We start from the raw sequence: 13,447 nt of genomic DNA, 5'->3' as shown, positions 1-13,447 counted from the left end.
ATCCGCCACCGGATCCGGTGGGGTCAGGCCGAGTCGCCCGGGCGCACCAGGCCCGCCTCGTAGGCGAAGATCACGGCCTGGGCCCGGTCCCGCAGGTCGAGCTTGGCCAGGACCCGCCCGATGTGCGTCTTCACCGTCTGCTCCGCCAGCACCAGGTGACCGGCGATCTCCTGGTTCGACAGCCCTCGCGCGATCAGCTCCAGCACCTCGGTCTCGCGCGGCGTCAGACCGTTCAGCCGCAGCGCCGGGTCCTTGCGCGGCGCCGGCCGCTGCTGGACGAAGTCCGCGATCAGCCGCCGCGTCACCGACGGCGCGAGCAGCGCCTCGCCCGAGGCGACGACCCGTACCGCCGCGATCAGGTCGGCCGGCGGGGCGTCCTTGAGGAGGAAGCCCGAGGCCCCGGCGCGCAGCGCCTCGTACACGTAGTCGTCGATGTCGAAGGTGGTCAGCATCAGCACCTTCGGCCGGTGCACCACCCCGGGCGGCGGGTCGAGGATCTCCCGGGCCGCCGTCAGGCCGTCCATCTCCGGCATCCGTACGTCCATCAGCACCACGTCGGGATGGGTGGAGCGGGACACCTGCACCCCCTGGCGCCCGTCGGGGGCCTCGCCCACCACGTCGATGTCGGCCTGCGCCGACAGCAGCGCGGCGAACCCCGCGCGCACCATGGCCTGGTCGTCGACGATGACCACGCGGATGGTCAACTGCGCTCCTCGTTCGTGTCGTCGGTGCCGTCCGTGCCGGCGGTCCCGCTACCGGCGTGCAGCGGCAGGCGCGCGGCGACCCGGAAACCCCCGTCGGGCAGCGGCCCGGTGTCCAGCGTCCCGCCGGTCAACCGTACGCGCTCCCGCATGCCCACGAGACCGTGACCCGTGCCCGGACCGTCCGGCTCCAGCGCCGCGTCCCGGGCCGCGGGACCGTTGACGACGAGCACGAGGACCTCGTCGTCGTCGACCGTCACCGACACCCGGGTGGGCGCGCCCGGCGCGTGCCGCACCACGTTGGCGAGGGCCTCCTGCACGATCCGGTACGCCGACAGGTCCACCGCGGGCGGCGCGGCCCGCGCCGCGCCGGCCGCCAGCGACAGCTCCACCGGCTGGCCCGCCCGTACGGTCGCCTCCACCAGCTGCTGGAGCCGGCCGATCCCCGGCTGCGGAGCCCGCCCGCCGTCGGCGCCGCCCCCGGGGCCGCCCGCGCCACCCGCCCCGTCGGGGGCCCGCAGCACGGTCAGCAGCCGCCGCATCTCGCCGAGGGACTCCCGCGCGCTGGCCGCGATCGCCGCGAACTCCTCCTGCACCGGCTCCGGCATGCCCGGCAGCCGGTAGGGCGCCGAGTCGGCCTGCACGGTGATCACCGACATGTGGTGGGCCACCACGTCGTGCAACTCGCGCGCGATCCGGGCGCGTTCCTCCAGCAGGGTGCGCCGGGACCGCTCGGCCTCACTGATGCTCTCCTGCTCGGCGATCCGCTGGCGCGCGTCGCCCAGACCGCGCAGCGCGCCCGTCAGGGCCAGCACGACACCACCGAGGACGAAGAGCAGCGCGGCGGTGTTCATGGTGTCCGCGGGCTGGAAGAAGCCGAGCACCGCACCGAGCGCACCGGTCACCAGCCACACCCCGACCAGGGTCCGGACGGACTCGCGCAGCCCCAGGCAGGCCATCAGCACCAGGTAGCCGATGACGGCCATCGGCGTCCACGGCCAGGAGTGCCCGGCGACCTTGTCGGCCTGGGTCAGCAGGACCGCACCGAAGGTGTCCGCGACCAGGACGAGGAGCCAGGCCTGCAGGGGCCGGGTCACCGCGAGGAGCAGGGGAACGGTCTGCGCCACCCCGAGCGCGCCCGCCCAACCGCCGTCCATCCCGTAGTCGTTGGTCAGCACGGCGATCGTCGTCGGCAGCAGCGAGACCACGACGGTGGCGACCAGGAGGTACGGAAGTGCCCGCTGCCAGGCCTTGGGAGCCTGGGCGAACAAGGGCTGGGCCGCCCCGGCCGGGGTGCGCAGGGCCGCGGCGAGCTGCGCCAGGGCGCCGGGCTCCCGGGCCCCGGCCGCACGGGCGGAGGCCCCTTCCCGGGTCCGGCCGCCGGGCCGCCCGGCCGGTCGGCTGCCGAGTCTGCTTCCGGTCCGTTCGCGCGGTTTGTCGCTCATGATCGCACCAGCCTATGCGCCGCCGGGCCCGGAAGGGCGCAGGGGTAGGGTGCACAGCAGTCGATCATGGGGGAGATGTTCGCATGGGCGGGGCGGCCGCGCTGGAGAAGCTGGTGCCGGTGCTGCTGGCCTTCGGCGGCGGAGTCCTCCTGGCGCGCCGCAAGGTCGTTCCGGCCGAGGCGTCCAAGGTCTTCTCCGACTACGCCTTCCTCTTCGCCATGCCCTGCTACCTCTTCGGGAACATCTACGCCAGCGACCTCGCCGCCCTGTTCAACTGGCGGGCGATAGGCGGGTACGCGGCCGCCGCGGCGGCCGCCGTGACGGTCGTGGCCGTGGCGGCGGTCGCCCGCGGCCGGCGGGAGCCGCGCGCCGTGGCCCTGCGCGTGATGGCCGGAGTCCAGGTGAACACCGCCTACTTCGCCGTCCCCGTGTTCATCACCGTCTTCGGGACGGCCGCGCCGATCTTCCCGATCCTGCTCTTCCAGGTCTGCGTACTGTCCCTGGTCGTCATCGCCCTCATGGAACTGGGCCGCGCCGGACCCGCAGAGGGCGGCCCGGGCCGCCGCCTGTCCCGGGCCGTCGGCGCCTCGCTCGCCACCCCGCTGGTCCTCGCCTGCAACGCGGGCATCCTGCTCAACCTGCTGTCGGTGCGGGTCCCGGCCGTGGCCCTGGAGGGAGCCGCCTTCGTCGGGAACAGCGCCTCGCCGGTCGCCCTGTTCGCCCTCGGCCTGCACCTCGGCGGTGTCGGCCTCCACCTGCGGGGCACGACGCGCGAGGAACTGGCCCTGATCGGGTTCAAGTGCCTGGCGTTCCCACTGCTGGCGTGGGCGGTGTGCGGGCTGCTGTTCGGGGTGCGGGGCGACTGGCTGGCGTACCTCGTGCTGATCGCGGCGATGCCGACCCCGCAGAACCTGTTCATCTTCGCCCAGCGCTACGACGTGGGCGTGGACCTCTCCGCCTCGGTCGTGATCAAGACCTCGCTCGTGTCGCTGGTGCTGCTGCCCCTCTGGCTGCAGACGGTCGCCGCCTGAGCGCGCGCCGCCCGATCGCCGCCGGTCGTCTGCCGCGCGGGCGGCGCGAGCCGGCGCCGTCGGGTACGTACCCCGGGGCGGGACCGGCTCGTTGAACCGGCATGGAACTGCCGACCATCGCGGCGCCGGGCGTCGGGGAACGGGCCGACGCCGCGGCCGATGCCGCCTGCCACCTCTACGACACCGTCGCGCCCTGGGGGCCCGGGGCGCCGGGAGGGTGGAGCCGGACCGCCGCCGAGGACGCCGCCGAGGCGATCGAGACCACCGCGTACGCCCTCGCCTCCGCCGCCCCGGGCGCCGAGGTGGTCCTCGCGCCCGTCCACGCGGCCCTGGCCGACCTGCGCCGCCGGCTCGGCCTCGCGCCCGCCGAGCTGCTGACCGGCGACGGGCTCCCGGCGGTCCCGCGCACGGTCGGCAACCCCCGCAGGACCCGGTGGGTACGGGCCCTCACGACGCCTTCGCCCCGGCAACCGCCTTCTCGTACAACTTCCTGATGTCCGTGCCGAAGTAGGAGCTGTACGAGACGTCGGGCTTGTCCCCGCCCGTCTTCCAGCCGCCGATCACGCCCACCACGTCGCCGGTCCCGGTGCGGCCGTCGAGCCGCAGCAGGAACGGGCCGCCACTGGTGCCGCCCGGGTAGCCGGTGCAGGCGATGCGCAGGAACGAGCCCGGGATCCGGCTGTCGGTGCTGGTGTACTTCGTCGTCCGGTTGACGCACAGGCGCGGCCGGGCGGCGGTCGACGGGTGCCCGATCAGCGTGGCCCGGGCGTGCGCGTAACCGGCGCCGGTGACCAGCCGGTTGCCGCCGACCACGTCCTGCACCCGGAGCCCCTTCGCTCCGGGGCCGACCTGGGCGAAGGCCACGTCGAGGGCGGCCGCGCGGTTGACGCCCTGGGTGCGGTAGCGCTGGTCGATCCAGATCTTGGAGCGTCCGGCCGCCGTCCGCACCACCGGGAACATGCCGAACGGCCGCGGTTTGGCCCGCGTGTACTGAGGTACGAAGGCCACCTGCTGGGTGTCGGCGCCGAGCAGGCAGTGCGCTGCGCTGATGACGAGGTTGCGGCCGGGGGACGCGACCACGCTCGCGGTGCAGAAGTAGGAGCCGCCGCCCTTGACGAGGAACATCCGGCCGACGACCGGGAGGCCGCCGAAGTCCTGCCCGACGCCGGGGCCGGCGGCCGGGATGCGGGGGAGGGCCGGACGTACGGGCGCGGGCGCGGGAAGGATGCTCGGCGTCCCAGCGGGCTCGGGCGCGGGCGCGGGAAGGATGCTCGGCGTCCCAGCGGGCTCGGGCTCGGGCGCGGCCACGGTGGGGGTCCCGGACGGTGAGGGCGTGGCCACCGGGGCCGGCTCCGGCGGCTCGACCGGGGGGACAGGGGGTTCGACGGGTGGGATCTGCACCGGGTCGGCGGGGGTCTGCGGTTCCTCGCCCGGCAGCGGGGGAACGGGTGGCAGGGGGCGGGCCGACGCCATCCGCTCGGGCGTCCACCAGGACTCCGCCTCGTGCGCGCCCCACCGGCCCGCGGCCGCCGGAGCGGCCGCGGCGCTCCCCGCCCCGGCCGCGGGCAGCGGCCCCGCGGACACCAGCAGGGCGGCCGCCGCCGCGGCCACCGTCAACGTACGTCGCATGCCGGACACTCCCTAAACGGCCTGGGGGAAACGGAAGAGCCGGTCCGGATCGTGGGCACGCCGGACCTCCTCCAGCCGGGCGAGGTTCGGGCCGTAGTAGGCCTCGCGCCAGCCGCTGAGCTTCGGGTCGATGTAGTTCTGGTACGCCCGGCCGCTCGACCAGGGGCGCAGGTCCCGCCACAGCCCGTCGAGCCAGGCCTCGTGCCGGGCCACGTCGGCGGCGGGCGCGGATTCGGGCCAGTAGACGAGGTACTGCGCCAGGAAGGCGGCGTCCCGGTGCGCGAAGGCGGTGGCGCCGACCGGGACCCGGTTCACGGCGCCGCCGCAGACCCCGTCGAACTGCACCACGCCGAGGCCGCCGCGCGGAGCGTCGGCCCCGTACCGCCGGACGGCGTCCAGGACCGCGCCGATCGCCGCGTCCGGCAGCCCCGCCCCCGCCCAGAAGTCGGAGCGGGCGGCGTAGGAATCCCTGCCGAGCCGCCCCCGCGGGTCCCGGCCGGGCAGCGTGCCCGGCAGCCGGCACTCCGCGGCGCTCAGGTCCAGGCATCCGGACATGGCCCGCACGGTGTCCCCGTGACTGCGCACGACGCCCCAGCTGTCCCGCGGCGCTGCCCCGACCAGGTCGGACAGCCGCGTCAACTGGCGTTCCAGCTCCTGGCGTCCGTCGAGGCACACCACCCGGACCGAGGGCACCACGGCGGCCGCAGCCCCCGGCCCGGCTCCGGTGCCGGCCTCGACCGTGAACTCCACCTGGCTCCAGAACGGGTCCGGCAGGCCGGCCAGCCAGCGCTGCCAGCCGCGCAGGACACCCGCGGAAGCGCCGTCCGGCCAGTGGAGTTCGGCGAAGGCGCAGTCGCCGACCGGGTGGGTACGGAAGCGGAACTCCGTCACCACGCCGAAGTTGCCGCCGCCACCGCCGCGCAGGGCCCAGAAGAGATCCGGGTCCCGGTCGGCCGAGACCTCGCGGACGGTCCCGTCGGCGGTGACCACCCGCGCCCCGGTCAGCCGGTCCGCGGTGGTGCCGTACGCCCGCGAGGCCAGACCGAGTCCGCCGCCGAGGGTGAGCCCGGCGATGCCGACGGAGGGGCACAGCCCGGTCGGGACGGACAGGCCCCGCCCGGCGAGGGCCGTGTGCACGTCACCGAGCCGGGCGCCCGCGCCGATCCGTACGCCGTCCCCCTCGACCGCCACCGCGGCCATGGCCCCGGCGTCGAGGACCAGGGCGCCGGTCCGGGTGGACCAGCCGGCGTAGCTGTGCCCGCCGCCGCGCGGCACCACCGGTACGGCCGCGCGGCGGGCGAAGTCCAGGCAGACGGCGACGTCCTGCGCGTGCGCGGGATAGGCGACCGCGGCCGGCGCCACGGCGTCGTAGCGGGGCTGGAACAGCCGCCGCGCCTCGGGGTAGTCCCGGTCCCCGGGAAGCACCAGCCGCCCGTCGATCCCGCGGGCCAGCGCGCCGTAGTCCGGGCCCCCGGCGGCCGCGCCGACGGTGGCGAGGACGGCCGCGGCCGCACCGCCGAGGACCTGGCGCCGATGGAGGCTCATACCTCTTTCCTGCCACCGTCCGTCCGGATCGCCGTGCAGGCGGGTCCCACGCGCACCGCGTTGACCCCCGAACGGCTCATCGCTGAAACGGTTCGACTCGTCATATGTGCGGACCGGGGCGGCAGGGGGATCCGGCGCTCCCCGACGACCACCCCTCGCGCCCTGAACCGCCGCCGTACGCTGCACCCATGAGTCTTGTGGACCTCACCGCGCACGCAGATGAGTTCAACGCCGACCCGTACCCCTTCTACGAGGCCCTGCGCGCCGCCGGCCCCGTCCACCGGCTGGTGCTGGGCGGCGAACGCGCTTGGCTGGTCGTCGGCCACGAGGAGGCCAGGGAGGCCCTGAGCCACCCGGCCCTTTCGAAGAACTGGCTCGGCTCCGAGCTGTTCGAGGTCGCACAGGTCCACGCCGTCGCCACCAACATGCTGGACTCGGACCCGCCGCACCACACCCGGCTGCGGCGCCTGGTGGCCCGCGAGTTCACCTCCCGCCGGGTCGAGTCGCTGCGCCCCCGCGTCCAGCAGATCACCGACGGACTGCTGGACGCGATGGATGCCGTGCCCGAACGCCGGGGCGACCTGATCCGGTCCTTCGCCGTGCCGCTGCCGATGACCCTGATCTGCGAGCTGCTGGGCGTCCCCAACCTGGACCGGGCCCGGTTCCGCTACTGGTCGGGCGAGATCGTCGCCCCGCTCGACGGCGTCGGCGCGCACCCCCGGGTCCTGGAGGAGATGACCTCGTACCTCTGCGAACTCGTCGCGGCCAAGGCCCGGGAACCGGGCGACGATCTGCTCAGCGCCCTGATCCGGACCCGCGACGAGGACGGTGACCAGCTCTCCCCGGACGAACTGATCGGCATGGCCTTCCTGCTGCTGGTCGCCGGCCACGAGACCACCGTCAACCTGATCGGCAACGGGGTACGGGCCCTGCTCGACCACCCCGAGCAGCTCGCCGCGCTGCGCGCCGACCCGGACGGGCTGATCGACGGCGCGGTGGAGGAGATGCTGCGCTACGACGGGCCCGTGCAGCACGCCACGTACCGCTTCGCCGGCGCCGATCTTGAGCTGGGCGGCGTGCCGATCGCGACCGGATCCTCGGTCCTGGTGGCCCTCGCGGCGGCCGACCGGGATCCGGCGCGGTTCACCGGGCCGGGGCCCGGGCCCGAGGCGTTCGACATCCGCCGCGCCGGCCCGGGCCACCTGGCCTTCGGCCACGGCATCCACTACTGCCTCGGCGCGCCACTCGCCCGCATGGAGGGGCGGATCGCGATCCGCTCACTGCTGGAACGTTTCCCCGGACTGGCCGGGGACCCGGACGCGGGCCCGCTCGACTGGCTCCCGGGCACGCTGATGCGGGGCGTGACACGGCTTCCGCTGCGCTGGTGATCAGGCCTTCCCGGCGAACCGGGCCAGCGCCTCGGCACCGCCGCGGGGCAGCTCGTCCACGGCCGCCCCGGGCAGCTCCGCGATGACGGCCCGCAGCCGCGCTTCGAGCTCGGGGAGCGCGGCCCACGCCCCGGCGGGCACCGACACGGTCGCGAGCAGCAGGTCCCCCTCGTGGAAGTGGGCGTCGAGCAGCGGTTCGTCGGCCAGCAGCCGCACGGCGAGGGGCAGTACGAAGGGGAGCGCCACCTGCTGCGTGACGAGGGTGAGCAGATCCGCCGGACGCAGGTCGCCCAGGGGTACGGACCGCAGCCCGTGCACCTTGCGGACCAGGCGGGTCGCCCCGTCGGCCGGATCACCCCAGCGCGGCGGATCCAGCTCGTCGAGCGTACGGCCGAGATGCAGCAGCAGATTCCCCATGGCCCTCATTCTCGGCCGGTGATCCGCCCGCAGTCGCTCAAGGTGCCAGGGGCGGGAGGCGGCGGTGGAGGAGGCAGAACTCGTTGCCCTCCGGGTCGGCCAGGACGTGCCAGGTCTCCGTGCCGTCCTGTCCGATGTCGACGGGTCTGGCGCCGAGGGCGAGGAGGCGTTCCAGCTCGGCGGGCTGGTCGCGGTCGGTGGCGTTGACGTCGATGTGCAGCCGGAGCTTGCCGGTCCGCGGGTCGGCGCTCGGGCTGAGGACGAGCGTGGGCTGCGGGCCGCCGAAGCCGGCGTCGGGCGGGCCGATCTCGATGCCGCCGTCGTCCTCGCGGCCGAGTTCGACGTAGCCGAGGACCCTGCTCCAGAACTCGGCGAGCCGCTCCGGCTCGGCGCAGTCCAGGACCAGCTCACTGATGCGGCATGCCATGCCCGTCAGTCTACGCGGCCGACCTGGCTCGGACGCCCTTCGCCCCGGCGGGGATCGCCGCAGACCGGACACCCCTTTCGCCCTTCACCGCCGAGGTCCGAGGAGATCCACGGCCGACACCGTCGACTCACTGGTCGCCCGTGTTCACGAACTGCTGGTGGGCCACACGACGCACGGCGCAGCCTCACAGGGGGTGAGGTCACCGCGGGCCTCCACGACGTCGTCGCGCGTGCCACCGCGCTCGGCCCGGAGGGCACCTGGCTCGTCGCCGCGGGCCACGCGGGCCTCGCCGGCACGGGCATCGCGCGCGGTGAGGTGGAGCGGACCCCCTTCCACCTCGACGCCGCCGTGGCCGCCGGCTTCAACGACTGCGTGGCGCTCCACGTCGCCCCCGTACGTCCGCTGCGCGACGATCCCCGCTTCCGCGCCCTGTACACGGCCGCGAGCGTCGACAACGTCGGCCGCCTCGACACCGGGGTGTCGCTGCTCCCGCAGGCTCCCTGCCGACCCGCGAACCGAACACCGTCGGCGTCCTGATCACCCGCCTCGATCTCGCCGCCGCCCAGACCGCCGTCCAACAGGCTTTCCTGAAGGCGGAGTTCCAGCGAAGCTCCGGCAACACCGGTCTCAGCCTCATCGACGGCGCGTGGGACGACCACCGGACCACGCGCGACGCCCTGTACGCCGACGAGCGGGAGACGCGGCGCCGGCGGGCCGCGGAGGCCAGGGCCGTCGAACGCCCCGGCACCGGCGCCACGCTCGTTCCCTGCCCGCCACTGGGCTCGATCACCTACCCCGCCTGAGCGGGACCCCTGGGACCCCTGGGACCCCTGGGACCCCTGGGACCCCCGGGACCCCCGGGCCCGCCGGGTCCGTGCGCCGTCAGCCCTTGCGGGCCAGCAGGAAGCCCTGCGGGCAGCTCTCCCCGGGGGCCGGTTCGCGGAGCAGGCGGGCCACCTCGGCCAGTCCGGCCCCGGCCAGCAGGGCGGCTGTCCGGCCGGGCGGCATCCGGTACACGTCGAGGTCGACGGGGTGCCCGTACGCGTGCTCCAGCCGGACCCGCCCGTCGCCCGCCTCGAAGGCGATCAGGGCGTGACCGCCCGGCGCCAGCACGCGGGCGAACTCCGCGAACACCGCGGGCAGTTCCGCGGGCGGCGTGTGCAGGGTGGAATACCAGCCGAGGACCCCGCCCAGCACCCCGTCGGCCACGTCCAGCGCGGACATCGACCCCACCTCGAACCGCAGCCCCGGATACGTCCGGCGGGCCACCGCCACCATCGCCGGGGACAGGTCCACACCGAAGGCCCGTACGCCCAGACCGTCCAGATGCGCCGTCACCCGGCCCGGCCCGCAGCCCAGGTCGGCGACGGCCCGGCCGGCGCCGCCCCCCTCCGCGCGCACACACTCCGCGAAGGCGGCCAGCATGGCCCGGTCCAGCGGCTTCCCGGCCAGTTCCGTGCCCAGCAGCCGCGCGCAGTCGACGGCGACGGCGTCGTAGGACGCCCGTACGGAGTGCAGGTACGAGGAAGCTGTCATGCCCCTGAACAGTAGCCCGCCCGGCGCCCCGGATCATCCTCCAATAAGCGGATTGGGCAGTTCCGCCCACTGGTCTCCGGGGACCCCCGGACTCAGTCTCATGAGGGTGAGCGCCTTCGTCGGCAGCCGCTCCGTCAGCAGCGCCCCGGTGTCGGCGGTGGCCGGCAGGGCGGCCGCCACCGCGAGCGCCTCGGCGAAGGCTGCGGCCGAGCCCGCCGTGGCACCGAGCGCCCCCGTCAGCAGGGACCCGAAGAGCTTGCGGCGCAGGACGGTCACGTCGTCCGTGACCAGCCTGCCCGACAGCGGCGGCACCGCGAGCCCGTGCGCCCGCAGCCGGGCCGGGCTGATCCGGATGTCGGCCAGGTCGCGGTAGACCAGCCGCAGGGGCTCGCCGTCGGGGGAGAGGACGACGAGGAGGTTCTGCCCGTGGGCCTCCAGGGCCACCCCCAGCTCCAGCACCCGCAGGCACACCGACAGCGCGAGGCGGGCGAACCGCGCCCGCCAGGCCGCCGAACGGGCCGGCGGGTAGCAGCCCAGCGCCGCCACCGGCAGCACCCGCTCACCGGCGGCGGCGTCCGCGTACGCCTCCGGCGGCTCGCGCAGCACGGCCGCGAGGTCGGGGCTGTGCGCGGTCGCCGCACCCAGGGTGCGGGTGATGTGCAGCCGCCCGTCGAGCCGCTCGGCCAGACCCTGGGCGAAGGCGGACACCGCCGCCGCCGTCTCGATGGAGTAGACCGAGATGTCCCGGACCGAGGAGGTCAGCCGGGCGCTCAGCGCGGTCTTCACGTGCGGGCCGCCCTCGGCGGGCGCCAGCGTGCGCAGGGCCATCAGCGGATGCGCCGCGAAACCGGGCCGCACCCGCTCGTGCTTCAGCACGTGCGCCGCCTGCCACGGGTGCACGGGGACCAGGATCCGCCCGCCGTCGCGCAGCCGCGCCGGCCAGTCCCCGGTGACCAGGCACTCCTCGGCCCGTACGGAGACCAGGCCCAGCTCCACCACCGGCCGGTGCTCGGGCGCGTACGCCAGCTGCTCGGCCACCGAGAAGCCCGGTCGGGAGCGGCAGTTGGGATGGTACGGATGGCCGTCGACCACCCGCTGTTCCCACTCCCAGGTGGCGCGCGCCGCGTGGTCCCCGTGGTCGTCCCCGGCGGGCGGCTGTCCGGCGCGGGAGAGCGCGAGGGAGGCCGTACTGGCGTCCAGCTCGGCGGCGAACTCCTCCCCGTGCGGGACCCCGAGCGCCCTGACGAGCCGCCCGGCCCGATCGTGGGACCCGCCGTCGAGCAGCAGCTCGTCCACGTACGGCCGGGTCGCGTACGGGTCCGGCGTCGGGCCCTCCAGCCGGCGGCCCCCCGCCAGCAGCAGCGCCAGGCCGGCCGGCGTCGCCTCCCGGCCCACGACCCACGGCAGCGGCTCGAAGGCCAGGGCCCGCCACAGCCGGGTGAGCACGGCCGCCCGGGCGACGCCGAGCGCGGCGGCGTACGGGGGCCCGAGTGCGGGCCGTACGGTGGCCAGTTCGGCGGCGACGGCTTCTTCGGCCGCGGAGGAGGGAATGGGCATGCTGGACTCCGCCTTCGGAATGTCGCTTCACGGGATGATCAAGTAATCATTGCGGATACCGACGATCATGGCCGGTGGTTCCGCTTCGCGGGCCACCGGCCCACCGGATGGACCGAATGGAACCAGTGGACCTCAACGCCGCCGCCGACGCTTACGCCGCCGCCCCGCTCCTGAACTGCCTGCTCCGGGAGGCGGCCGAGCCCACGGGGCCCGCCGGGTCCGGGCCGGCCGGAGCGGCCGTGCACCGGCTGCGGGGCAGCGGCCGGCTGCTCCGCGTGCGCGGCGGCCGCCGTCCCGTACACCCCGAACTGCGGACGGCGAACGGCTGGCACCCGCTCAGCCACACCGAACTGGTCAAACTCGTCTCCGACGAACTCGGCCGGTTCACCGGCGTCACCAACGACGAACTCCCGGTCGAGATCGCCGACAGCCGCGACGCGCTCCTCGCGCTGCTGGCCGCCCGCGCCGGCGCCGAGCCCCCGGCGGACCCGTACGTGCTCTCCGAGCAGTCCCTGGTGACGGGTCACCCGCACCATCCCGCCCCCAAGGCCCGCGGCGGGGCGCCGGCCGGGAGCTGGCTGCCGTACGCGCCCGAGGCGCACGCCCGTTTCCCGCTGGTCTTCCTGGGGGTGCGCGAGGACCAGTGCGTCGAAGAGGGCGGACGGGCCGCCTCCGAGGCCGTCGACTCCCTCGCCGGCCTCCTCGACGGGCCGGCCGCCCCCGCCGGCTACCGGCTCCTGCCCGCGCATCCCTGGCAGCTCGACCTGGTCGAGGACCGGCCCGCGGTGCGCGAGGCCTTCGCCGACGGGCGGCTGCTGCGGCTCGGCGTGAGCCGCCGCCCGGCCTGGCCCACCGCGTCCATCCGGACCCTCCACGTTCCGGATCCCGAGGTCGACCTCTTCGTGAAGTTCAGCCTCGACGTGCGGATCACCAACGACGTGCGCCGGCTGTGGCGGCACGACCTGCTGAAGCTGCGCCGCACCGACGCGGCCGTCGGGGCCGGTTTCGCCGCACTGCGCCGGACCGGCTCGGACGCGGCCTGGCTCGCCGACCGCGGCTACCGCACCGCGGCCTTCGCCTTCGAGGAACTCGCCGTCCTGGTCCGTGACGGCCTGCGCGCCCACACCGTGCCCGGGGCGACGCCGCTGCTGGCCGCCGCGCTCGCCGAGGGATATCCCGGGAGCCCGCCGGCCGGGGTGGCCGACCCCGCCGCCTGGTGGCGGGCGTACCTGCGCCAGGTCGTGCCGCCGGTGCTCGAACTCTTCGCCCGGCACGGCGTCGTCCTGGAGGCCCACCTGCAGAACACCCTGGTCGCGGTCGACGTGTCGGGCATGCCCGTGCAGGCCCTCTTCCGGGACGCGGAGGGGGTCAAGCTCCTGCCGGACCTGCCGCGGGCGGACGCCTGGCAGCGCCTGGTGTACTGCCTGGTGGTCAACAACCTGTCGGAGGTCGCGGGCGCGCTGGCCGATCGGTATCCGGACATCTCGCCGCTCCTCTGGCCCGCCGTGCGGGAGGAGTTGCTGCGCTACGACTCCCTGCGCGGGCTCCCCGAGATCGCCGGACTCCTCGCCGCACCCGCCCTGCCCGCCAAGACCAACCTGCTGCTGCGCTGGACCCGCGCCGACGGCGCGGACGCCCGTTACCGGCCCCTGGCGAACCCGCTGCGCGAGTAGGGAGGGCGGCCCCCGCCCGGGACGGGGGTCGGGAACCGGCCAAGGCGGGCGGCGTACCGCGATGCCCTCTCACCCAAAGGTATAGACCAATGCTAGGT

Annotated in this window: 13 protein-coding genes; 5 read left to right on the top strand and 8 right to left on the bottom strand. The window is 75.3% G+C overall.

Annotation, left to right across the window (positions count from 1 at the left end; translation table 11 throughout):
• Positions 1-23: 23 nt before the first annotated feature.
• Both IG86_RS0113115 and IG86_RS0113110 read right to left on the bottom strand, forming a co-directional pair.
• Positions 24-704: a response regulator gene (locus IG86_RS0113115; protein ID WP_030820036.1), complete on the bottom strand. Its 681-nt coding sequence runs from the start codon at positions 702-704 to the stop codon at positions 24-26.
• Entirely contained in the window at positions 701-2,146 is a 1,446-nt protein-coding gene (locus IG86_RS0113110; RefSeq protein WP_078905889.1) for a sensor histidine kinase, read from the bottom strand. Before IG86_RS0113110 ends, IG86_RS0113115 begins: the two co-directional genes overlap by 4 nt.
• Positions 2,147-2,229: 83 nt before the next feature.
• On the opposite strand from IG86_RS0113110, the gene IG86_RS0113105 reads away from it, so the two are divergent.
• Together IG86_RS0113105 and IG86_RS42245 are read left to right on the top strand one after the other, a co-directional pair.
• On the top strand, positions 2,230-3,177 hold the full coding sequence (locus IG86_RS0113105; protein WP_030820029.1) for an AEC family transporter: 948 nt from the start codon (positions 2,230-2,232) through the stop codon (positions 3,175-3,177).
• 101 nt (positions 3,178-3,278) lie between these two features.
• Positions 3,279-3,671, top strand: coding sequence for a hypothetical protein (locus IG86_RS42245; protein WP_051785138.1), 393 nt, complete (start codon positions 3,279-3,281; stop codon positions 3,669-3,671).
• On the opposite strand, the gene IG86_RS39885 is transcribed toward IG86_RS42245, so the two are convergent.
• Both IG86_RS39885 and IG86_RS0113090 read right to left on the bottom strand, forming a co-directional pair.
• Positions 3,625-4,806 (bottom strand): trypsin-like peptidase domain-containing protein, encoded by a 1,182-nt coding sequence (locus IG86_RS39885; RefSeq protein WP_157854818.1) that lies wholly within the window; start codon positions 4,804-4,806, stop codon positions 3,625-3,627. The genes IG86_RS42245 and IG86_RS39885 overlap by 47 nt on opposite strands.
• 12 nt (positions 4,807-4,818) lie before the next feature.
• Positions 4,819-6,351, bottom strand: coding sequence for an FAD-binding oxidoreductase (locus IG86_RS0113090; protein ID WP_051785136.1), 1,533 nt, complete (start codon positions 6,349-6,351; stop codon positions 4,819-4,821).
• 188 nt (positions 6,352-6,539) lie between these two features.
• On the opposite strand from IG86_RS0113090, the gene IG86_RS0113085 reads away from it, so the two are divergent.
• A complete protein-coding gene (locus tag IG86_RS0113085; protein WP_030820020.1) occupies positions 6,540-7,739 on the top strand; it encodes a cytochrome P450 family protein in 1,200 nt (399 codons plus the stop codon).
• On the opposite strand, the gene IG86_RS0113080 is transcribed toward IG86_RS0113085, so the two are convergent.
• Both IG86_RS0113080 and IG86_RS0113075 read right to left on the bottom strand, forming a co-directional pair.
• Positions 7,740-8,156, bottom strand: coding sequence for a contact-dependent growth inhibition system immunity protein (locus tag IG86_RS0113080; protein ID WP_030820018.1), 417 nt, complete (start codon positions 8,154-8,156; stop codon positions 7,740-7,742).
• A gap of 37 nt (positions 8,157-8,193) precedes the next feature.
• Positions 8,194-8,583: a VOC family protein gene (locus tag IG86_RS0113075; RefSeq protein ID WP_030820016.1), complete on the bottom strand. Its 390-nt coding sequence runs from the start codon at positions 8,581-8,583 to the stop codon at positions 8,194-8,196.
• A 315-nt stretch (positions 8,584-8,898) separates the two neighbouring features.
• On the opposite strand from IG86_RS0113075, the gene IG86_RS43925 reads away from it, so the two are divergent.
• Positions 8,899-9,120 (top strand): hypothetical protein, encoded by a 222-nt coding sequence (locus IG86_RS43925; RefSeq protein WP_051785135.1) that lies wholly within the window; start codon positions 8,899-8,901, stop codon positions 9,118-9,120.
• 345 nt (positions 9,121-9,465) lie between these two features.
• Here the strand turns inward: IG86_RS43925 and IG86_RS0113065 are convergent, their stop codons facing one another.
• Both IG86_RS0113065 and IG86_RS0113060 read right to left on the bottom strand, forming a co-directional pair.
• A complete protein-coding gene (locus tag IG86_RS0113065) occupies positions 9,466-10,119 on the bottom strand; it encodes a class I SAM-dependent methyltransferase (protein WP_030820014.1) in 654 nt (217 codons plus the stop codon).
• Positions 10,120-10,152: 33 nt separating this feature from the next.
• Positions 10,153-11,676, bottom strand: coding sequence for an IucA/IucC family protein (locus IG86_RS0113060; protein WP_030896882.1), 1,524 nt, complete (start codon positions 11,674-11,676; stop codon positions 10,153-10,155).
• 107 nt (positions 11,677-11,783) lie between these two features.
• Between IG86_RS0113060 and IG86_RS0113055 the strand changes: the two genes are divergently transcribed.
• Positions 11,784-13,349 (top strand): IucA/IucC family protein, encoded by a 1,566-nt coding sequence (locus tag IG86_RS0113055; protein WP_030896881.1) that lies wholly within the window; start codon positions 11,784-11,786, stop codon positions 13,347-13,349.
• Positions 13,350-13,447: the final 98 nt, after the last annotated feature.

This window comes from Streptomyces virginiae (assembly GCF_000720455.1).
GTDB lineage: Bacteria > Actinomycetota > Actinomycetes > Streptomycetales > Streptomycetaceae > Streptomyces > Streptomyces virginiae.
This window is presented reverse-complemented; position numbering and strand designations above follow the sequence as displayed.